General features: G+C 58.9%; 15 protein-coding genes and 3 pseudogenes. 11 read left to right on the top strand and 7 right to left on the bottom strand.

Going from position 1 to position 20,828, the window contains the following annotated elements:
- Window positions 1-74: 74 nt before the first annotated feature.
- The 3 genes from AC6I65_RS12900 (at window position 75) to AC6I65_RS12890 (ending at window position 1,681) form a co-directional block, all read left to right on the top strand.
- Entirely contained in the window at window positions 75-986 is a 912-nt protein-coding gene (locus AC6I65_RS12900; protein WP_497903282.1) for a hypothetical protein, read from the top strand.
- A gap of 63 nt (window positions 987-1,049) precedes the next feature.
- Entirely contained in the window at window positions 1,050-1,235 is a 186-nt protein-coding gene (locus AC6I65_RS12895; protein WP_497903281.1) for a hypothetical protein, read from the top strand.
- Window positions 1,223-1,681 carry a DUF6339 family protein gene (locus AC6I65_RS12890; RefSeq protein ID WP_497903280.1) on the top strand — a complete coding sequence of 153 codons (459 nt, stop codon included), beginning with the start codon at window positions 1,223-1,225 and terminating at the stop codon, window positions 1,679-1,681. The genes AC6I65_RS12895 and AC6I65_RS12890 overlap by 13 nt, the downstream gene beginning before the upstream one ends.
- 40 nt (window positions 1,682-1,721) lie before the next feature.
- On the opposite strand, the gene AC6I65_RS12885 is transcribed toward AC6I65_RS12890, so the two are convergent.
- Window positions 1,722-2,369, bottom strand: coding sequence for an HhH-GPD family protein (locus AC6I65_RS12885; RefSeq protein WP_497903279.1), 648 nt, complete (start codon window positions 2,367-2,369; stop codon window positions 1,722-1,724).
- 268 nt (window positions 2,370-2,637) lie between these two features.
- Here AC6I65_RS12885 and AC6I65_RS12880 point away from each other — a divergent pair, with 268 nt between their 5' ends.
- On the top strand, window positions 2,638-3,765 hold the full coding sequence (locus tag AC6I65_RS12880; protein ID WP_497903278.1) for a DNA cytosine methyltransferase: 1,128 nt from the start codon (window positions 2,638-2,640) through the stop codon (window positions 3,763-3,765).
- 415 nt (window positions 3,766-4,180) lie between these two features.
- Here AC6I65_RS12880 and AC6I65_RS12875 read toward each other — a convergent pair whose 3' ends face one another.
- Entirely contained in the window at window positions 4,181-4,954 is a 774-nt protein-coding gene (locus AC6I65_RS12875; protein WP_497903277.1) for a hypothetical protein, read from the bottom strand.
- 326 nt (window positions 4,955-5,280) lie between these two features.
- On the opposite strand from AC6I65_RS12875, the gene AC6I65_RS12870 reads away from it, so the two are divergent.
- The 4 genes from AC6I65_RS12870 (at window position 5,281) to AC6I65_RS12855 (ending at window position 10,915) form a co-directional block, all read left to right on the top strand.
- On the top strand, window positions 5,281-6,672 hold the full coding sequence (locus AC6I65_RS12870) for an ATP-binding protein (protein ID WP_497903276.1): 1,392 nt from the start codon (window positions 5,281-5,283) through the stop codon (window positions 6,670-6,672).
- Window positions 6,673-7,455: 783 nt separating this feature from the next.
- Window positions 7,456-8,760 (top strand): tyrosine-type recombinase/integrase, encoded by a 1,305-nt coding sequence (locus tag AC6I65_RS12865; protein WP_497903275.1) that lies wholly within the window; start codon window positions 7,456-7,458, stop codon window positions 8,758-8,760.
- 797 nt (window positions 8,761-9,557) lie between these two features.
- On the top strand, window positions 9,558-10,469 hold the full coding sequence (locus AC6I65_RS12860) for a ParA family protein (RefSeq protein ID WP_497903274.1): 912 nt from the start codon (window positions 9,558-9,560) through the stop codon (window positions 10,467-10,469).
- Window positions 10,470-10,483: 14 nt separating this feature from the next.
- Complete coding sequence (locus AC6I65_RS12855; protein WP_497903352.1) at window positions 10,484-10,915, top strand: DUF8160 family protein; 432 nt, start codon at window positions 10,484-10,486, stop codon at window positions 10,913-10,915.
- Window positions 10,916-11,343: 428 nt separating this feature from the next.
- Here the strand turns inward: AC6I65_RS12855 and AC6I65_RS12850 are convergent, their stop codons facing one another.
- The 3 genes and pseudogenes from AC6I65_RS12850 to AC6I65_RS12840 form a co-directional block, all read right to left on the bottom strand.
- Window positions 11,344-12,300, bottom strand: coding sequence for an electron transfer flavoprotein subunit alpha/FixB family protein (locus AC6I65_RS12850; protein ID WP_497903273.1), 957 nt, complete (start codon window positions 12,298-12,300; stop codon window positions 11,344-11,346).
- A pseudogene (locus AC6I65_RS12845) lies at window positions 12,297-13,086 on the bottom strand (electron transfer flavoprotein subunit beta/FixA family protein). Before AC6I65_RS12845 ends, AC6I65_RS12850 begins: the two are co-directional and overlap by 4 nt.
- Before the next feature lie 471 nt (window positions 13,087-13,557).
- Window positions 13,558-14,574, bottom strand: coding sequence for an LLM class flavin-dependent oxidoreductase (locus tag AC6I65_RS12840; protein ID WP_497903272.1), 1,017 nt, complete (start codon window positions 14,572-14,574; stop codon window positions 13,558-13,560).
- A 136-nt stretch (window positions 14,575-14,710) separates the two neighbouring features.
- On the opposite strand from AC6I65_RS12840, the gene AC6I65_RS12835 reads away from it, so the two are divergent.
- From AC6I65_RS12835 to AC6I65_RS12825, 3 genes and pseudogenes are all read left to right on the top strand, one after another.
- Complete coding sequence (locus AC6I65_RS12835) at window positions 14,711-16,777, top strand: hydantoinase/oxoprolinase family protein (RefSeq protein ID WP_497903271.1); 2,067 nt, start codon at window positions 14,711-14,713, stop codon at window positions 16,775-16,777.
- Window positions 16,774-18,255: pseudogene (locus AC6I65_RS12830) on the top strand (hydantoinase B/oxoprolinase family protein); the annotation flags it as partial. The gene AC6I65_RS12835 and the pseudogene AC6I65_RS12830, both read left to right, overlap by 4 nt.
- A gap of 329 nt (window positions 18,256-18,584) precedes the next feature.
- Window positions 18,585-19,907 (top strand): annotated as a pseudogene (locus AC6I65_RS12825) (aspartate aminotransferase family protein); the annotation flags it as partial.
- An 84-nt stretch (window positions 19,908-19,991) separates the two neighbouring features.
- Here AC6I65_RS12825 and AC6I65_RS12820 read toward each other — a convergent pair.
- Together AC6I65_RS12820 and AC6I65_RS12815 are read right to left on the bottom strand one after the other, a co-directional pair.
- Entirely contained in the window at window positions 19,992-20,231 is a 240-nt protein-coding gene (locus AC6I65_RS12820) for an EthD family reductase (RefSeq protein ID WP_497903270.1), read from the bottom strand.
- 117 nt (window positions 20,232-20,348) lie between these two features.
- Window positions 20,349-20,756, bottom strand: coding sequence for an acyl-CoA thioesterase (locus AC6I65_RS12815; protein ID WP_497903269.1), 408 nt, complete (start codon window positions 20,754-20,756; stop codon window positions 20,349-20,351).
- Between the last annotated feature and the right edge of the window lie 72 nt (window positions 20,757-20,828).

Below are 20,828 nucleotides of genomic sequence, written 5' to 3'. Positions count from 1 at the left end.
TACGACTTCACTCCCCCACGCCTATCTCGGCAACGGGTTGAGTTTCGAACTCGACGAATACTCGATTGACGGGAGTGAAAAACGGTCCTTGGCTCAAGGCAGGTCAGACGACGATCCCGATTCCACCGGACGAAGACCGAGACGAGTGGGAGACGGTAGAACTGTTCGGTTCAGTGGAGCTGACGGAGTCTACCGTCGAGAGCCTCTTTCCACCGGATGAGAGATCTGCGCCGCCTGCGAGGCTGTTCGTGGTGATCCAGTGCCACGAGACGATTTACCGCGACAAAGTAGTGGTACGAGAACCACCAGTAGAGCCACAGAGCTACGGTTTCGGGATCGAACTCGACCGTGACGAATTCCGGGACAAGGTGGAACTCCGGCCACATCTCGTACGGACAGAGTCGACGGATCACGACGGGAAGTACGCGACAGAAGAGCATCTACGCGTGGCGAGTGGAAAGACGTTCACTGCGTTGGTGGACCCCATTGAAGACGAGGGAGAAGCGTGGATCGACGGTGAAGAGGTCAGTTTCTCTCAGACACCTCACCTCCCCGATGGTGAGAAAATCTACTACCTCGACTTCCGAAACGAAGCACGGCCGAAACTGTGGCTCAACACGGACTACCCTCGTATCACGGACATCCTCCAATCGGAGGGGTCCGTCGGCGCAGAACCTCGTATGCGAGACGTGCTTCTGGACCAGATCGCTAACCCCGTGTGGACCCAACTCATATTACGCGCAGGGTGTGCAGTCGACGACAGCGGAGAGGTAGAACATCAGTGGCAACAGACCGTCCTCGAGTCGTTCGCCCGTGATATTTACGAGACCGACGATACCACGGAAGCAGCACTCGCGCTCCGCCGGGACGTTCGTGATCCGGACTCGCTCCCAGAAGTGATGTCACGTATCGACCGTGAACTGCAAGATTACCTCGAACCAAGGACTCAACTGATCAATCTCATGGAAGAGGGCCTCAAGATCTAAAATGACCGATCGTATACTCCACCGGTTGACCGAGGACGGACGGCGCCAGTAGGCGAGCCGTTCTTGAGAGGCGAAGAAGAGATCGACGAGGAAGAGCTCTCGGGGTACGTCGAGCCGATGCCGGGAGAACCGACCGCCGACTTAGATACTCTCGACGAGAAGGTCGAGACTGTCGTCGACGAACACTCCCGGTTCGACACTTCGATGGACAAAGCACTCGCAGAGGACATTCACCGGTGTCAGATTTGAGCTATCGAACCGCGGGTGATCCGGGTCTCTGGCACTGGCTGGCAATCTGCCAGCACCCCGAGTTCGTTTGGCAGCGGTGGGAGTACCGTTCGGAGAAGGCGATGCGGGAGAAGTTCCTAGGCGCGGGGTCGGACCTATATTCGAACGCGTTGCATCGACTGTGGTGGATCGCCGAACTCACCTACGACGAGGAGACAGACGATTACTCGCTGACGGAGAGCGTCTTCTCCAACCAGACGATCGTCAACAAGGTGTTCGACAGGTGGTTCGCTCGGTACGACCCCGCAGTTGTAGCAGTCTGTGAGGTGCTCAAGGACGAGCCATCTTCAGTAATCGACGAGGCGACCAATCAGTTCAATCACTCGCTGACGAGTGTGCAACTCGAGGGACTGACTCAGGCCGACGTCGAGCAGATGATGCGTGAGATCGTCTGGGACGTGCGGTAGGGTTCGAGATAGGCAACCCGATTGGCGCCGCTCGAGGTGGCTACTCGCCCTCGGTGCTCGAACGGTAGTACGAACAGTACTCGTTCGCGAAACAACTTGCACAACGTGGTGAACGCTTCGTACAGACGAGAGCTCCGAAGTCGAGCAGTGCGAGGTTGTAGGTGCGAGCGACACTCCCGTCTTCGGGCAGCATCTCGGTAGCGAATTCCCGTCGCTCGCTCTCTTTCTCCGGGAACTCTTCTCTGAAGACTCTATCGTAGACCCTCACTACGTTCCGGTCCGCGATCACACGTGGTTGATCCAGAGCGAAACAGAGCGTCGCATTCGCGACGTAGGGGCCAACTCGAGGGAGCTCCAGTAACTCGTCTTCGTCTGCCGGGAGTGTGTCTACTCGATCGGCTATCCTTGTGAGTGCCTCGGCGCGCATCCGCTGAAATCCCAAAGGTTCAATTACCTCCTCTATCTCGTCTTGAGGGGCTTCTTCCAGTCTCTCGATAGTAGGGTACTTCGAGAGAAAATCGGGATAGACACTCCTTACGTTCTCGGCTGGTGTCTGCGTGAGAAAGAACTCGGCAACGAACACCTCGTACAGAGTCCTATCTGGTTCCCGCCACGGAAAATCACGGAGGTTGTCCTCGGCCCACTGTAGGATCCCCTGCCGAAAGCGTTCACGAGTCGGATCAGCCACAACTCAAATTCAGATTGGAACCCTATTGAATTTGTCTCTGCATTGTAGGCTACCGCAATTATCGAGAATCAGCCCTACGCTACGTACAACAACCGCTTGTGTTAGAAGCCACACTATGCACGATATCGAGAGTGCTGGACGCCCGCCGTGTACACAGGACGGATATCAGCGAGGATGATTTCGAGAAACGTGTTGTTGGCGGCGGTAGCATTAACTCCTGACCGGCAGATTCGTAAGAACGATGAGTGGGAGCGACATTGAAAATCACATGTCTGTTGAGGATCCCGACGTATTTGCTGTCGATCTCTTCTGCGGTGCTGGGGGATTCACCGAGGGTCTCGAACGAGCCGGCATCGACGTTGTCGCAGGTGTCGACGTTGATCCAGACTGTGAGGCCCCGTACGAAGCTAACCACGACGCAGAATTCTATCACAAGGACCTGAAGCAGGTCGCACGCGACGAACCTGGGTGGGTCGGTGAGTTGTTCGACGAGTCTGCGGACGTTCACGTCATCGCCGGTGGACCACCGTGTCAACCCTACTCGACTCTCGTCGATTCGGAGGTTCCCCACGAGAAGGCGGGTCTCGTCACCGCATTCGCCGAAATCGTGAACGAGGTGCAACCGGACATCGTCGCCATGGAGAACGTTTATGGCGTTCGAGACGACGGCGAGTACCACGACCTCGTCGATACGCTCGAGAACGCTGGCTACTACTTCAACGAGATCGACGAACGAGGTGTCTATTGTCCGGAATATGGAATCCCACAACAACGAAAACGGTGGATAACGCTCGCATCGAGAGCGGGCCCTATCGAACTCAATCCGCCAAAGAGAGCTAACGTCGATCCGGAGTCTGACCTTACGGTAGCAGATCGTATAGACCATCTCCCGCCGATCGAAGCCGGTGAACAGCACGAAGACGATCCGTTACACAGAGCTCGCAATTTGGAGGAGAAGAACATCGAACGAATCGAGATCTCGAAGCCCGGTGGCGATTGGACGGACTGGGAGGCCCAGGGACGGGGAGACCTAGTAGCCGATTGCCACCAAAAGGACAGTGGGATCACGTACAAGGCACCGTACAGTCGCATGGAAGGTGACGAGCCAGCACCGACGATCACCACGCAGTTCTACAACTACGGGAGCGGCCGCTTCGGCCACTACGACACCGATCAAGATCGTGCCCTAAGTATTCGTGAGGGCGCGATTCTACAGACGTTCCCAGACGATTACCAGTTCTTGAACGGGAAAGATGCTGACGAGATTGGTCTCAACAAACTCGGTCAGTGGATCGGGAACGCCGTACCGCCGAAACTTGCGGAGGTTGTGGGTGGGAGTATCCTCCGACACGCGAAAGGCGAACGACAGATGACAGTATCGGAATACGTGGATTGATCGTCTCCTGACCGTTTTATCGGAGACGGTGGAGTCGAGAAACTGCTGGATTTGCTAGACCGAAAACACGGGTTGCTCCTCCTCGAGCATCACCTCGCGGACGTCATCGCCCGGGTTGAGATCGGGCGACCAGATCCTTGTATGCGCTCGTAGCTACAGCCAGCTTAGTCAGTGACGCCTTGGATGCCGGCCATGCCCCATCGTTGCGGTCGTCGACGGAACCACTTCCACTGGGTTCGTCTATAACCAGCGGCCAGGCTTACGTCACGACCATCCACGCCAGCCTTCAACCCCACCAAGGGTACATCTGAAACTACAGTCGGTACATGAGCACGAACGCCGCGATAGGGCTTCAACCTCACGTGGGGTTCGTCTGGAACACGAGCATGTGTGAGTTGCGCCGAGTAGAGGTAACCTAGGAAATGTCGCTAGGCGAGAAATCTTCTTCGAACAGCTCTTCAATAGGCGTTTTCCCCTCCATCTTCTCAGCATCGTAGTACTCGATTCGCTCGCGCTCGTGGCGGGGTATGGGCTCGCCGTCGTCATCGAGGAAGTGGAGACTCTGTTTCGAAGAGATCACTGCAAACGGATCGATAGACTTGTCCTCCTCGTAGGGGACAAGATCGGTGAACGTTTTCTCCAGGAACGTCTCGTCAAGTGGTGCGTCGACTTCACGCGTGATCAGTCCACCGAATGCGACGATACTCCGGTGACTCTCGAACTCCTCGTGGTAGCTCGCAACAGTTGCTGCGATTGCCAGCGACATCGCGATCTCTGTCAACTCACCCACAGTGAAGCGCATCGTGTGCGCTGGATTGCTGTCCAGGTGCCTGCGCTCAATCTCAAGTCGCGCAGCGGAATCGTATTCCTCGATCTCGTGAAGAAGCGGGATGATCTCTGCGAACTCGTCGGCACCGAATAACACATCCTCTGGGTCGATGTGTGGAGGGAGGTCGCTTGGATCGGCATTGAACGCAGTGATCTCGACGATGACGTAACTAGAGTCCGTCTCGGTTCCAAAATCCGTTACTGTGAGTTGGGGGCGCGACATAGTATACCGCACGGATATACTGTTCAAAAACTTACTGGAAGTGACCACAAACTGAGGGCGGGCCCAGCCGCTCTTCTGGCCGTACATCACCTTAAGCACCCTTCTCGGTGTGCTGGATACGAGCCCAACGCTCGTCATCGTTGTTGCGGGTGCCACTTCAACCTCACGAGAGTTCGTCTGGAACCAAGAGCTCGGAGACCGTGTCGAGATCCATCACGTGGCTTCAACCCCACGAGGGTGCATCTGGAACGAATCTACCTCCGCCGAACTCGGGCTGGCCCAGGCTTCAACTCCCCGAGGGTGCATCTGGAACTTACTTCAACGCCAAGTGACTCAACGGCTCGACGATTGGTTTGTGGAGACCCGATATTTTGTGCCAGCAATCGAGTAACGTACTTTGAAGTACGATACTTTAGAGTATGATTATGAGAAGTACTATATTCGAGGATACGGTATTGGAGACTATGCCTGGGTTCGTGAACCGAACGGAGGAACTCTCGCGCCTTCACAACCTCTACGAGTCGGATGAGGCGGAGTTGGCAGTGATTTTCGGGCGACGACGACTCGGGAAAACCGAACTCGTCAAGCAGTCTCTCAAAGGATGCGACGAGGCCATCGTCTATCAGGCGAAGCAAAAAACGAGTGCGTTACAGCTCCAGCAGTTCGTTGAGGTCGCTTCGGACGTGGACCCAGGGATTACGCGGATCCGCGAAGAGTGGGAGTCTATCCTCGGGTATCTCGCAGATCAGGACGCGATCGTCGTCCTCGACGAGTTTCCGTATTTGGTTGAACAAGACGAAAGCCTCCCCTCCGTTCTGCAAGCGATGTTCGATCACGAACTCGACGACTCCAGTGCGACGTTCGTCATCGTCGGTTCGTCGATCAGTATGATGGAGGAAGCCGCGCTGCTGGGAAACAGTCCACTTTACGGTCGTTCGTCACTAAAACTAGATGTTAGACAGCTTCCGTTCGATGCGGCGATGGAGTTCTTCTCGGGGAGCTACACCGCTAACGAGCAGGTGTTCACCTGGGGCGTCTTCGGTGGCGTTCCGTACTATCTCGAAGAAGTGGATCCGACGGGGAGCCTCGGAGAGAACATTCAACGGACGATCCTCTCCCGGCACGGGACGCTGCACGACGAACCGGACTACGTTCTCCGAATGGAACTCACGGAGCCGACACGATACTTTTCAATTCTGGAAGCGATCGCAGGCGGAAGTACGAGTCGAAACGAGATCTCTGGAGCGACGGGTATCGATTACAATCAACTATCAAAATATTTGAATCGACTTTCTCGGTTGCGACTGGTCGAGCAACACGTTCCGATTACCGAACGAAAGGAGCGGACCAAGCGAAGCCGCTATCGCATCCGTGACCAGTTCTTCCGATTCTGGTTCCACTTCGTCTACGGGAGCGGTGACAGGTACGAGGATTTCGGAGACGACGCGTACGAGATGCTCATCGAACCGGAACTGGCGAATTTCGTAAGCGACTCGTTCGAAGATCTCTGCGGTTCCGCTCTTCGAACGCTGTATCAAGAGTATACGATCACGGACGTCGGTCAGTGGTGGTATCAGGAGCACGAGGTCGACGTCGTGGGTCTGACGAACGAGGACGCGTTGATCGCTGGAGAGTGCAAATTCCAGCGGTCACCGTTGGATTACGACGCGTTCTCGAAGCTTCGAACTCACGTGGATGAACTTCGATGGGCGCCATCCGGTGGTGGAGAACGGAAGCACGAATACGCGTTGTTCTCTCGAAGCGGCTTTACCCAGACCGTAGAGGACGCTGCCGAGGAACGAGACGATCTGCGGTTGTTCACCGTGGACGAAGTCGTAACAGCGCTGAAATCATAGCTGCATGCCGCTGCATTCGTGCCTCTACGAGGCAATAATCTCTAAATACCTTCGTCGTGATTCCGTTTTCGTGTTTTTGCTCTACTGGCGCAGTGAATTTCGAGGACTCGGGTACTGAGTGCGTGGTTGAGTCACACCATCTTCCGGAGACGGCTGACTTTCTAAGTATGATGGAGGGACCAGGGACTCGTATGTGCGATGGTGGCGGCAACGAAATTGTCGATATCCTACTGGAGTGGTACGCTGACAATGGACGCCACGATCTCCCGTGGCGTGATCCGAATACATGCTCCAACAGACGACCGTGGAACAAGTTCTCGGCGTTTATCCCGCCCGACTAACCAGCTGGGCTCCCCGAGTCAGCTGCTCGGGAGTGGCAACACTGTTTAACAGCGCAAGAACCTGTGCAATTCCTCACGTCTATTCGATAGCTACGCCCATGAAGGTTCGATATCGACCCTTTTCAGGTGAGAAGAACTACGAGCCGACGGAGATGTGACCCAAAACTAGCCCATCCTCCGAAACTCTGTGAATTCGATCGGGATGGAAAGCATATCGCGTCATAGAGTTTATTACCCGAACACACTATCTCCGCCGTTTTGGCGTGGGTTTAGCAGACTCTGCCAGTCAGCCGAACCCACAAATTAATAAGAGATTCAACTAATACGCTAAGCAAGCTGAAAATGTCACTCTTAGAATCGCACTACCGGACCGCGAGAAGGCTTCTGCCAATTTCTTCTTCAGTACGGTCACGAGCAGTCGACACTCACAGAGAACGCTCCAATGAGCCAATTAGATGCCGATCAGGAGAGGGAGACCGATGTGGTTCGGGCACCTTCATTCGACGACATTCGATGGACGTCGTGTTCGCTCAAGGACTTCACAGACCTGTACTGGGAGGAGATCGCCCCATGCCTCGAGGCAGAGGGGATCGATCCGACGTGCGAGAAGCCGGCCCATAAGTGGTTTCGGGATCACGACGCACGGGCGTTCCTCGCAGCTCTCCGACGCCATCACGACCGTTCCTTCGGGGAGTTCTGGAAAGAGGATCTCGGGCTTGGTAATGATGACGAGGGCTACTCGTGGGCAACCGCAGACGAAGCAACAATCGACGCTCTCGAAGAGTTCCTCGACCGCCGAAAATCCCGATACAGTCTGGCGGAGTCATCCGTCGACGCGCTCCGAACGCGGCTGAACCTCTACGTCCGTGCCTACAGGAAAGCGAACGACACAGACGACCTACTCACACCGATTCAACGGGATCGAGAGACACCAGCCTACGAAGCCGTTGACGCGTGTTATGCAGCGTTCGACTGGTTGAACGAGGGAGCAGAACACGAATACAGCGGCCAGACCCTGCAGCGTGTGCGACGGGTCGTCGACGCCTGGTACCAGCATCTTGTGGGACGTCGGATTGCCTCGATAAATCCGGCGAGCGGTCTCTACGACGAATTCAAATGGGAAGCCGAAGAGTCCTCGACCCCAGCTCTTTCAGCAGACCATATTCGGAAACTGATGCAGGAGGCAACGTCGACGCGAGAGCAGCTGTTACTAGTGGCATTAGCGGGCTGGGGACTTCGAGCAAGCGAGGTCGCCGCACTCCATATCTCGCAGTTCCATCGTAACGTCCCTGCAGACGACGTCCCCTTCATCGCGTTCGAGAACCGCAAGAACGGACCTGGTGAAGTGTCTCTACTCTTCGGGTTAGACCTGCTCGACTCCCGAATCGATGAGCTAGCGGACGATGAGACGTGGACAGGGTACCTGTTTCCATCTTCACAGGGGAAAACACCACACGTAACGCGGGATACGATCCGGAACTGGTTCCAGACTCTTGCATCGAAGGCGGGTCTCCCTGACCGAATCGAAGAAGAACGGCCGAGTCCGCAGCTCTGTCGTCGTTTTTGGTACGATACCTATACAACGGTCCTCAAGGGCGTTCTCGAGGGTGTCGACGAAATCGCTTCAGAGCAAGGTAGTAGCGATCCTCGGGTGGTTATGCAAAATTATCTTTCCGATTCGCGGTCTCGTCAAGTGCGCAGAGAGTTCATGCAGGAACAGTTGAAGGCAGCCTTCAGAGGGAGATAATCGCTTCTGATACTCTCGACCAATAAGTCTCTGCTGGGATATTGAATTAGTGAGCTCGTGAATTGATGAATCAGTGATTCAGTGATTCAGTGATTCCTCGAACCCACGAATAGTGGAAGGTGAGTGAATGGATCGAGGACCCTCGGGAGGAGTAAATGCTATAGCAAACCCCTACTGGCCATTAGTCCATGAAGTTGTGACTCAGGGAATCAATGATTCTATGATATCTTGAATAACAGAATCATAGACTATTTGATTCCAGGATAGCTGCAGCACTATAGCAGTATCACTGAATCAATGATTCAATGAACCGATGAAGCAGTGATTAAGGGACTACATGATATCTTGAACAGCTGAATCACAGAATCACTGATTCCAAGAATCGAATAACCATTCACTGGATTCACCGAGTCCATGAATCACTGAATCAGTGACTCAACAATTCCCAGAGATCGTGAATAACTGATTCACAGAGCATCTGACTTTGAAAATCCAATAGCTTACGCCAAACTTATTGATTCCATGAATCAGTGAGATTGTGGATCGAGAAAGGCGTGGAGCCATAGATCGAGAGCTCAGCAATCTCCAGGGATACAGATCGGGGAGTAAATGAGTACGTGATGTAATGAGTTCAGGAAGCCATGGATCACTGAATCAATGAATCAGTGAGGTACGTCCAGTTCCCGAATTTACGGCATACAGCACCTGTATCCACGACATACAACAGAAGAGGCAGAGCTGAAACGTAGCGAAATGTCTGACGTGGATTTATGAGTCATTGATTCAATGATCCAATCATGTCCGAATTACCTCGCGGATGGGGTGTTACGCCATCGACTGGCATCCCGACGATTGCCTTCGGGAATCAGAAAGGTGGAACCGGAAAAACAACGGCGACGATTAACAGCGCAGCGGCGCTGGGCACTCGTGGCCACGATGTCCTTGCAATCGATATGGACCCACAGGCCGACATGACGAAGGGACTTGGGTTGGGGCCGGGCGACGAGAACGACCCCTCGAGTCCGAAGAATGACCTTCCAAACACGCTTGTTACCGATGATTCGAACCTCCTGGACGTTCTCGTCGACAATCCGCGTACGCACGATACGAGCCTTTCAGAGATCGTGATTGAAGCCGACGAGTACGACCACCTGAACTTCGACCTCGTTCCGAGCCACAAGGACATGGGTCTTGCTCGAGATTGGATGGACGATGCGAACGCCCGTCTCTCATTGAAACTCGCCCTCGAGGGACTGGTTGAGGACGGATTCGATTACGATTACATCCTCATCGACTGTCCGCCTGACCTCTCGGTCTTGACGGACGCAGCGTTCATCGCAGCGCAAAACGTCTTCCTGGCTGCACAGACCCAGGCTACGTCACGTGATGCCCTAGACGACCTGTGGGATCAACTGGAATCGATAGAGGACAACCAGCAAATAGAGATCGCAATCGTCGGACTTCTGGCGAATATGTACCGGGACGACGGTCAGTCACAGAAATTCCTGGATGAATTCGACGAGTCCTTCGCATCGATGGCCCCGGTTTTCAAACTCCCGATGCGAGTGGCAATCCAGCGCGCCTGGGACAATGGGCAAGATATTTTCGAATGGGAGGACGCGAACGACCAACAGGTAGAGCGCGACCTCTTCGTAGAGGTTGCAGAGACCATGGAACGGGCATTTGACAAACCGCAGGTGGAGGTGTAAATATGCCTCGAGGAATGGATGAGCGATTCGAGGATCCATCAGATGAAGAAGATGATGGTGTTACTGAGGAAGAGACCACGAGGACGTCGGAATCAGAAGGACAAGAGCGCGAAGTAATTGCGGCATCCGAACAAGAATCGAAGCAGGAGGAGACCGCTTCCACGGCAAAGACAGACTCCTCAGCAAGTGAGATAGAAGAAACAGACGACGAACCGCTGAACATCCGCAAGGATTGGGATTCAGCCACGATCTATGTTGAACCTGAGCAAAGCGAGGACATCGAGATCACGTTCACCCGCCTGAAAAAGCAGCTCAAGCGAGAGGACATCACTCTGGAGAAGAACAAACACTTCTACCGCGGCGTCTTCGAAGTGGCATTCGGCGAGCATCGAGACGAAACGAAGGAAAAAATACGCGAACTCGCGAAGCAAGACGTCGATCAGTGAATCAATGATTCGTTGAATTTTGAGTGCCATATTGATGCAGCGTCGGCTAAAAATCCCCAACATACCCTTTCCTATCCCTTTGGAGGAGATAAACCGTAATTCACTATACTATCGAGCCGTTCGCTGAACGAAACCGACTTCTGAGATGATACGGCTTAAAGAGAACTCGAAGAAAGTCTGTGTAGCCGTAGGCTGCAATTGATTATAAGTCCACTGCCAAAACTGAGGAAGCCAAGTCGAAGATGTTCATCGCGGCTACTTGGCGTTGACAATCTCAATGCGGCCAGGTTCACGGTGTCCTTGACCTTTCGCCCCGCTGGAGCACGTGGCCGACTCGTCCATCCTGACGAGGATGTCACTGATGAACTCATCTCTTTGAACGAACTGATGAAGTCACTAACACGAAAATAACCCACTGGTATCGAACATTACTGGAATTGCTCGATCAGTGCGGGGACCACGTCGAAGAGGTCGTCGTGAATCGCGTAATCGGCGATGTCCATGATCGGCGCGTTCGGGTCCGTGTTGATCGCCACGATGGTATCGGAGCCCTTCATCCCGGCGACGTGCTGCACCGCCCCGGAGATGCCGATGGCGATGTAGACGTCGGGCGTGACGACCTTCCCGGACTGGCCGACCTGGCGGTTGGCGGGCAGCCAGCCCGCGTCGACGATCGGTCGCGACGACGAGAGCGTCGCGTCGAGCGCCTCCACCAGCTCGCGGATCAGGTCCAGGTTCTCCTCCTCCTCGATCCCGCGGCCGATCGAGACCAGCAGGTCTGCCTCGCTGATGTCGACGTCGCCGCCGGCGACCTCCTCGAATCCCGTCACCGTCGAGCCGATGGCGTCCTCGTCGATGTCGGCGTCGAAGGCCTCGACGGTGGCGTCACCCGCCGCCTCGGTGGGTTCCCACTCGGCGCCGCGGATGGTGACCGCGACCTGGTCTGCGTCGACCTCGGTGGTCGTCTCGACCTTCCCGCCGTACATCTCGCGCGTGCCGACGAGCGTGTCGCCCTCGGTCGCGAGACCGACGGCGTCGGTGACGAGCGGAACGTCGAGTCGCGTGGCGACCGCGGGCGCGTAGTCCAGCCCGTTGACGCTGTTGGGCATCACCAGGTAGCCGGACTCGAGTTCGCCCGCCAGCTGGGTGACCGCCTGGGTGTAGACGTCGTGGTTGAACTCCTCGCCGTAGGCGACAGTGTGGACGGTGTCGACGCCCTCGAGGTTCAGCGCGTCGGCGAAGGTCTCGACGTCGCCGCCGACGACGGCCACGTGGAGGTCGCCGCCGGTTTCGCCGGCGAGTTCGGTGCCCGCGGTGACGACCTCGCGACTGACGTCGCGGAGGTCGCCCTGGCGGTGCTCGGCGACGGCCAGAATATCGCTCATTGGGCCACCCCCTTCTCCCGCAGGAGATCAGCGAGTTGCGCGGCCGTCTCGTCGGCGCCGCCCTCGAAGACGGTGGTGTCGCTCTCGCTCTCGGGTTCGTACATCGCGGTCAGTCGGAGGTCGCCCGCGACGGCGTCGGCCTCGACGCCCAGGTCGGCGAGCGTCTGGTGGTCGAGTTCCTTGCGCTGGGCCATCCGGATGCCCCGGAGACTGGCGTAGCGGGGCTCGTTGATCCCCGTCTGGATCGTCAGCACCGCGGGGACGTCGATCTCGGTCAGCCCTCGATGCCGCCCTCGGCTCGCGGTGGACCGACGCGGTCTCGTCTCCGGCCTCCAGATCGAGCTGGTTGACGACGGCGCCCCACTGGTAACCGACGGCTTCGGCGAGGGCGACGCCCGTCGCACCGAAGCTGTCGTCGCCCGACTGGACGCCCGTCAGGACGAGGTCGGGGTCCTCGGCTTCGACGACCGCCTCGAGGATGGCGATCTTCGCGCCGACGTCGAGGAGGTCGACGTCCTCGAGGGCGTCGTCCCAGACGCGGATGGCGCGGTCGGCACCCTTCGCGAGCGCCTGGCGGATGGTCTGTTCGGTCTCCTCGTCGCCGATGGTGACGGTGACGACCTCGTCGACGACGCCGTCTTCCTCGAGCTGGACGGCCTCCTCGATGGCGTAGTCGTCCCACTCGTTGAGATCGGCGCCGAGATACCGCTCGTCGATGGTCGTCCCGTCGATTTCGAACTCGTCTTCGACGGTGGCAACCTCCTTGACCGGTACGAGTACCTTCATCATCGTTGGTTGTGCTCCCCCGGGCGTAAGTGTTTGCGAAACCGGGAGTATTCACCAGGCGCTACAACGTTTTGATAACTTCTGCTGTTTCGTCAGCCATAGAGGCTGTTTTTCTTGTGTCAAATTTTCTATTTGGTTAATATTCACCGGTATAAACGTCTCCATCAGATTCTAATCTTCTATTTCGTATTATTTCATATCAAATATGACTTCGACTCGAAAACTGCAATTTCTACGTACTGTTATTATATCAGTTAAATTGGGCCTCTTTCCTGTCGCGAGCGACGGCTGCAGAGCGGTATGAGAGACGACCGAGCGATCAGGATCTGGTCGTGACGCTACCACCGCCCTCGGGTAACGGGATCGATGGACCGAGGCGGACCGCCATCAGTACTGGCCCTCGAACCTGACGACCACGACCGTCCGAACCGGTCGTTGACGCAGCGAATCGGTCTATCGGCGATCAGTTGATCAGTCGATATGCTCCTCGAGTCGAGGGATGACTTCGTCGCGCAATCGATCCATCTGCGCGTGATCGTAGTTGAATGGGGTGAAAATGAACCGATCAACCCGGGGAAGTTCGGAGACATTCTTTGCGATCCTGTCGGCGACTTCCTCGGCGGATCCGATCGGATACGTCCGCTTTGCCTCCTGGTACGTTCCGTCGAACCAGCCGGAAACGGCCTCGTAGCACTCCTCACGTTCCGCGTCCTCGTCTTCCATCACGTACGGCCATACCGAGTAGATAATCTCGATCTCCTCGGGATCGCGATTGCTGTCGCGAGCGCCGTCCACAATCCGTTCCCAGGCTCGTCCCAATTTCTCGGCGTCGATCATCTCCTTTGCCTCGGTCGAGTACACGAGCGGTGCCCAGCCGTCGCCGAGACGGCCGATACGGCGGAGAACTCGATCGATTACCGGAGTGAACTCGTCGACCTCGGGACCGAACGAGCCGAACCAGATAGGCGGATGCGGATCCTGTACCGGTTTCGGGTCGATCGACACATCCTCGAACGACCAAATGTCGCCGTCATGATCGACGTGATCTTCCGTCCAGAGGCGTTTTAACACCTCAACCCCTTCCTCAAGCCGCTTCCCGCGTTCTCGACGAGGGACCCCAAGCGCTTCGAACTCGTGAGCGTTCCAGCCAGCACCGACGGCGAACACCAACCGACCGTTGGAGGCGATGTCCATCGCCGCGAACTGCTTCGCCACCTGGATCGGATTGCGATACGGCAGGATGTACACCAGCGGTCCCAGCTGGACGGAGTCGGTGTGCGCCGCGTACGTGGTCAGTGCTGTCGTCACCTCGTAGGCAGTCGTCTCGTAGATCGGCGGCACCTTCGAGAGCATCCGATCGACAGCGTGGACGGAGTCGAATCCCCGTTCTTCCGCGCGGACGACCCACTCGACGATCTCGTCAAACGATTCCTCGGCCGAGATCCAGTTGTGCGGACGAATGCCGTGTTTCGTACTGTCGTTACTCATGAACACACCGTCGTACTGCTAGTATTTATTACCACCTCCAACCTGATCCGATCGATCCACGGAGCAGTGTGCGCAATCGACGAGCTGGACGTGACTGAGGCGAAGAATTATTGAATCGACTGTCACAGTATGGGGCATGCCACACATAGGCGTAGACATCGGTGGGACGTTCACCGACACCGTACTCGTCGACGGGGACGCCGTTCACACGGTCAAAACGCCGACGACCGAGGACCTCGTCTGCGGGGTCGTCGCCGGCGTTGACGCGACGACGACCCGAGCCGGAATCGAACCCGAAACGATCGAGAGTTTCAATCATGGGAGCACCGTGGCGGTCAACACGCTCATCGAGGGAACCGGCGCGAAGACGGCTATCGTTACGTCCGACGGGTTTCGGGATGTCTTCGAGATCGGCGAAGCGTACCGGGACGCGTCGCTGCTGTACGACCCGCGCGGCGAGCACCACCCGCCGCTCGTCCGCAGGCGATTCCGGTTCGAAGTGACCGAGCGGACGGCTGCCGACGGCTCTATCGTGACGCCGCTCAACGAGGACGCGGTCGCGGACGTGGCAGCCGCGCTTCGCGAGCGCGACGTCGAGAGCGCGGCCGTCTGCTTCCTCCACGCGTACGCCAACCCGAAACACGAGCGACGCGCTCGCGAGATTCTGGCCGACCACGCGCCCGAGATAGACGTCAGTCTCTCCACGGACGTCTCCCCCGAGATACGGGAGTACACGAGGACCGCCACCACTGCCGCGGACGCCTACGTCAAGCCGGCCGTGAGTACGTACCTCTCGCGGCTCGTCGACGCGCTTGGGACGGCGGGCGTCGAGGGAACTATCAATATCATGAAGTCAGATGGCGGTCTCGCGCAGCCGACCGTTGCCTCGCGGCGACCGATCACGCAGGTCATCTCCGGTCCCGTCGCGGGCGTGAAAGCGTCCCAGTCCGTGGCCGCGACCGCCGATTTGGGCGACGTGATAACGTTCGACATGGGTGGCACGTCGGCCGACGTCGCCCTCATCAAGGACGGCGCTCCGGTCGAGGAATCACGCCGCATGGTGCGCGGTCTCAAGATCAACGGTCCGTTTGTGAACATCAACACCGTCGGCGCGGGCGGGGGATCGATCGCCTGGCTCAACGACGTCAACGCACTCAAGGTCGGACCACGGTCCGCGGGTGCGCGCCCGGGGCCGGCCTGCTACCGGCGGGGCGGCACCGAACCGACCGTCACCGACGCAAACCTCGTACTCGGCGTCCTCAACCCATCGAACTTCGCGGGCGGCGAGGTCGCCCTTGACGTGGACGCCGCGCGGGAGAGTCTGTCAACGGTCGCGGAGCAGCTGAGCATGAGCGTCAATGAGACGGCGGTCGCAGTTCGCGAGGTCATCGACAGCAAACTCGCGAGCGCGATCCGCGTCGTCACCGTCCAGGAGGGGAACGATCCGCGCGAATTCGCGCTCATGGCCTTCGGCGGTGCAGGCCCGGCCCACGCCTGCGACATCGCGACCGAGCTCGGTATCGACAGGGTAGTGTTCCCGTCGAACTCCGGACTGTTCTCCGCTACGGGGCTGCTCGAGTCGGACATTCGCCACGAGTACGTCCGATCGCTGGTGACAACGATCGAAGACGCCGATCCGGACGCCATCACGGACGCCGTGGAGCGCCTCCTCGAACGCGCGCGAGACGAACTTGACACCGAGGGCGTGCCCCCGGCGGGCCGATCGTTCGAACTGTCGTTCGACGTGATGTACGAGGGGCAGGCTCACTACCTGACGATCCCAGTGTCCTCAACGTCGGTCGACCGATCGGTGCTCGCCGAACTCGAGACGTCGTTTGAGCGCGCTCACGACGACCGCTACGGCTTCCGGGACGACGCCAATCCGATCGAACTCGTCAATCTCCGGCTAACCGCGGCCGGCGCAGTGGGGGCCTGTGCAGGCGCCAACCGCGATGCCGGGACCGGCGGCGACGCTAACGGGGGAGACGCGGCCGACGCACGACTGGGCGAGCGCGAGGTTCGCGTGGACGTCGACGAGACGGTCGACGCCCCCTTCTACGAGTGGGAGTCGCTCGGCACTGGCGCCTCGGTGTCCGGACCGGCGATCGTCGAAGCGCGGAACACGACTGCGTGGATCGCCCCGTCGTTCGATGCGACGGTCGACGACGATGGCCACCTCGTCGCCCGGAGGGCTGAGCGATGACCGACGTCGATCCGGTCACCGTCGAGGTCGTCCGGAATCAGCTGCTGGACGTTGCAAGGGAGATGCAGGCGACGGTGATGAACGCGGCATACTCTCCGCTCTGGCAGGAAGCCGGCGACCTCTCGTGTGCGCTGCTGGGTCCAAACCTGGAGATCGTCGGACAGGGCGAACGCGTCATCCCGTTGCACGTCGCCACGATGGTCGACTCGACGACCGCCGCAATCGAGCGCACCGGCGGTCTCGACTCCCTCCAAGAGGGGGACGTCCTCGTTCAGAACGACCCGTACTCCGGCAACAACCACCTCCCCGACTTCCTGCTGGCCGCTCCGGTGTTCGTCGACGATCTACTCATCGGCTTCTCGGCGGTTCGGGGACACTGGGTCGACGTCGGCGGCACCGCGCCGACGAGCTACGCGATCGACGCCGGCCACATAATCAAGGAAGGACTCAGAGTGCCCCCCGGAAAGCTGTACGCTGCCGGGGAGCGCAACGACGCGCTCTACGAGACGATACTCGCCAACGTCCGCGGACGTGACGAACGCGCGGGTGACATGAACGCCCAGTTGGCCGGCGTCCGTCGAGGCCGAAAGCGCCTTACCGAGATCGCCGAGACCCACGGCGTCGAGGCGACAATCGCCGCGATGGACCAGATTCTCGCGAACGAGGAGTCGCGGATGCGAAGCCGAATCGCCGACCTGCCGGACGGCAAGTACGCCGCGGAGGACTACATGGACGGCGACGGCGTCACCGACCGGCAACTTCCGATTCGCGCGACCCTGACTGTCGAAAGTGACGAACTGACGGTCGACTTCGCCGGCACGGCGGACCGGGTCGAGGGGGGGATTAACACCTCGATGTCGTGTACAAAGACGGCCACCTACTACGCGTTTAAGGTGACGCTCGATCCAGGAGCGCCCGGCACGACCGGGGCCTTTCGACCGATCGACGTCGTCGCCCCGTCCGGGTGTCTCGTCGACGCGAAGTATCCTGCGCCGGTTGTCGCCGGCAACCACGAAACGACGTACCGGATCTACGATGTCGTCGTCCGAGCGATTGCCGAGATTGATCCCGAACTCGCGTTCGGTGCCGGCGAGGGGAGCACCAACGTCCTCAATTACCAGGCCGTTGATGACGAGTCGCTCAACTACACCGTCATGGCTGGGGGGATGGGCGCGCTGCCCGATCGTGACGGGATTGACGCGATCCGCAACGGCGTCGGCAACACCGGTCTCCAGCCGATCGAACGGATCGAGCAGGACTACGAGTACGTGACCGTCGAGTCGCTCACCATCGCCGAGGACACGGGCGGCCCCGGACGGTACCGAGGCGGCTGTGCCGCACGTCGGGTCCTGCGCTTCGATCGAGAGACCGAGATCATTCTGGCCGCCGAGCGGGACACCACGCAACCGTACGGTCTCGACGGTGGGCGACCCGGTGCCGCCGCTGAGTACCGCCACGTCGACGTCGATGGCGTGGAACGGTTGATTCCGTCGAAGACGACGCTGACCGTCCGGCCGGGGAAAAGATCGTCATTCAACCCGCCGGCGGAGGCGGGTTCGGTGATCCAACCGAGCGCGACGCGGACGCGGTCCTCGCGGACGTTCTCGACGGCTACGTCGACGCGGACACCGCACGCGAGGCGTACGGCGTCGTCGTTGATCCCGACGCGAAAACCGTCGAAGCAATTGCGGCTGAACACGAAGACGCGGAGACCCCCGACGGTCGACGTGAAACTGCCGGATCGTCCGGTGACGAGTAAGCGACGGGTTCGGTCAACATTCTTTACCGGTGCGTACGAATCGCGACCATGGGAGACGCCGACGCGCTCAGACGCCTCCATCTCGCTCAGGAACCGCAAGTTGAAGACATACCGGGGCCGAACTCGAGGCGTCTCATCGAGCGCCAGCAACGGGTGGAGAGCGGTGCCGTGCTCTATCCGAACCGGGTGCCGATCGCCCTCGACGAGGCGAAGGGGGCGACGATTCGGGACGCTGACGGCAACGTCTTCCTAGACTTCTTCGCGGGTGTCGGGGTGGCGAACGTGGGCCACTCGAACCCGCGGGTCGTTGAGGCGGCGGCCGAACAGACCGAACGACTCGTGCACACGCTCGACTTTCCGACGGAGACGCGTCTGGCGTTCGTCGAGAAGCTGACGGCGATCGCGCCGGGGAATCTCCGCGACGACGGGACGGTGATGTTCGGTGGCCCGACCGGCAGCAACGCAGTTGAGGCGACGATCAAACTCGCGAAACACGCGACCGGGAATCGCGGGCTGTTGACGTTCACCGGGGACTTCCACGGTTCGACGTCGGGTGGGCTGAGCCTGTCGGCCAAGCGCAGCGCCAAGCGGGAGTACGCGCCGTTGCTGCCGGACGTCACGCACCTACCGCACCCGCGGACGCTGGCGATGGACGGGTCGATTGAGGACGCGGTCGACGCGTCGCTGGCCGCCGTCCGCGAGGCGATCGAGGACCCGTACGGCGGGATGGCCGATCCGGCGGGCATCTGGGTTGAACCGATACAGGGCGAGGGCGGCGTTCAGCCCGCCCCCGAGGGATTCCTCGACGGACTAGCCGAGATCGCCGCGGAGAACGACGTCCCGCTCGTCGTCGACGAGGTGCAGACCGGATTCGGTCGCACCGGAAAGTGGTTCGCCAGCGACTGGTACGACGTCTCTCCCGACGCGATGCCGGTGGCCAAGGCCGCCGGCGGGAGTCTGCCGCTCTCCGCGACCGTGTACGACGAGCGCATCGACACGGTGGAGCCGGGCGCCCACACCGGAACGTTCCGCGGCTACCTCCCTGCGATGGCCGCCGGACTCGCTGCGATCGAATTCGTCGAGGAGCACGACCTGCTCAGCCATGTCGTCCGGACCGGCGACCTAATCCGCAGTCGGCTGGCGGAGTGCGCGAGTGAGCACGACGCCGTCGTCGACGTCCGGGGGAAGGGGCTGTTCATCGGCGTCGAGTTCGCGGGCACGGGCGATCGAACCGCGGGAGAGGTCGTCCGCACGGTACAGACCGCCGCGCTGGAGCGCGGCGTTGTCATTTGGACCGCCGGTCGGCGTGGTGACGTCGTTCGCCTGTTGCCGCCGCTGGTCATCACCGAACAGCAGGCGGAGGTCGGCGTCGGCTCATCGTTGAGGCGATCGACGACGTGCTCGGCTGACCGGACTGGCTTACGGGACGCTCCCATTACTGCGGCGGGAGCCGACTCACTCGACGTGTACGATTTCTCCTCCGGCCACCCGAACGACCTCCGCGACGAAGTTGTCAAGGTCGTCGACGGTTCGCAGACCTACCTCCGAATCGAACGCCTCCGATACCGTCGTCTCGTCGTCGAACTCCAGTATCGCGACGCCGTCGTATCGGCTGTCTCCGGGGTCGTCCGGTACAATCGTCGCGTACCGTTGCAGGCCCGGTAATTGGCTGTCGAGCGGTACGTGTTCGTCCATCCAGTGTTCAACGAACTCCTCCTGAGTCAGATCGTCTTTTTTGACGAGTGAAACTGACGAGCGTTACCATGGCTCAAAGAAGTTCGATCTCTATAACTATAATTGTTCGTCGAAACGTTACTCGTCGAGGTCCTCGTGGGCCTCGATGCGTCGGCGCCATTCCTCGGGCAGCGGACGCGACGACCCGGTTTCTGGGTCGACCGCGACCTGTACCGTCTCGGCGGTTGCGGTGACGCCGTCTTCGTCCCTGATTTCGTATGCCATCGTCATACTCGACTCGCCGAGGTCATCGACGCGCATGGCGACGGTCACGTCTCCGCCGCCTTCGATTGGACGCCGATAGTCCATTGTCAGTGTTGCGAGGACCGTCGAAACCTCCTCGAGTCGTACGTCGAGGATGTCGGCGAAGTATTCCATCCGTGCGTGCTCGGTGTACGTGGCGAATACTGCGTTGTTGACCATCCCCATCGGGTCCATGTCGCGATACCGGACCGGGTGGCTGATTTCGTACGAATAATTACCCATACAGGCCGACTCGGACGGGATCGAAATAATCCTACCGCCTGTCCTAATGCTATCGACCGTCCGATTATCGTA

This window comes from Natronosalvus sp. KLKA75 (genome assembly GCF_059736265.1).
The sequence above is the reverse complement of the archived record's forward strand: the minus strand, read 5'-3'. Positions and strand labels throughout refer to the sequence as shown.

Excerpts from the sequence above, each read along its gene's own strand:
- AC6I65_RS12860 (WP_497903274.1), top strand. The coding sequence starts at position 9,558 with ATGTCCGAATTACCTCGCGGATGGGGTGTTACGCCATCGACTGGCATC.
- AC6I65_RS12820 (WP_497903270.1), bottom strand. The coding sequence starts at position 20,231 with ATGGACGAACACGTACCGCTCGACAGCCAATTACCGGGCCTGCAACGG.
- AC6I65_RS12865 (WP_497903275.1), top strand. The coding sequence starts at position 7,456 with ATGAGCCAATTAGATGCCGATCAGGAGAGGGAGACCGATGTGGTTCGG.
- AC6I65_RS12815 (WP_497903269.1), bottom strand. The coding sequence starts at position 20,756 with ATGGGTAATTATTCGTACGAAATCAGCCACCCGGTCCGGTATCGCGAC.
- AC6I65_RS12855 (WP_497903352.1), top strand. The coding sequence starts at position 10,484 with ATGGATGAGCGATTCGAGGATCCATCAGATGAAGAAGATGATGGTGTT.
- AC6I65_RS12840 (WP_497903272.1), bottom strand. The coding sequence starts at position 14,574 with ATGAGTAACGACAGTACGAAACACGGCATTCGTCCGCACAACTGGATC.
- AC6I65_RS12835 (WP_497903271.1), top strand. The coding sequence starts at position 14,711 with ATGCCACACATAGGCGTAGACATCGGTGGGACGTTCACCGACACCGTA.
- AC6I65_RS12850 (WP_497903273.1), bottom strand. The coding sequence starts at position 12,300 with ATGAGCGATATTCTGGCCGTCGCCGAGCACCGCCAGGGCGACCTCCGC.
- AC6I65_RS12870 (WP_497903276.1), top strand. The coding sequence starts at position 5,281 with ATGCCTGGGTTCGTGAACCGAACGGAGGAACTCTCGCGCCTTCACAAC.
- AC6I65_RS12875 (WP_497903277.1), bottom strand. The coding sequence starts at position 4,954 with ATGACGAGCGTTGGGCTCGTATCCAGCACACCGAGAAGGGTGCTTAAG.
- AC6I65_RS12880 (WP_497903278.1), top strand. The coding sequence starts at position 2,638 with ATGTCTGTTGAGGATCCCGACGTATTTGCTGTCGATCTCTTCTGCGGT.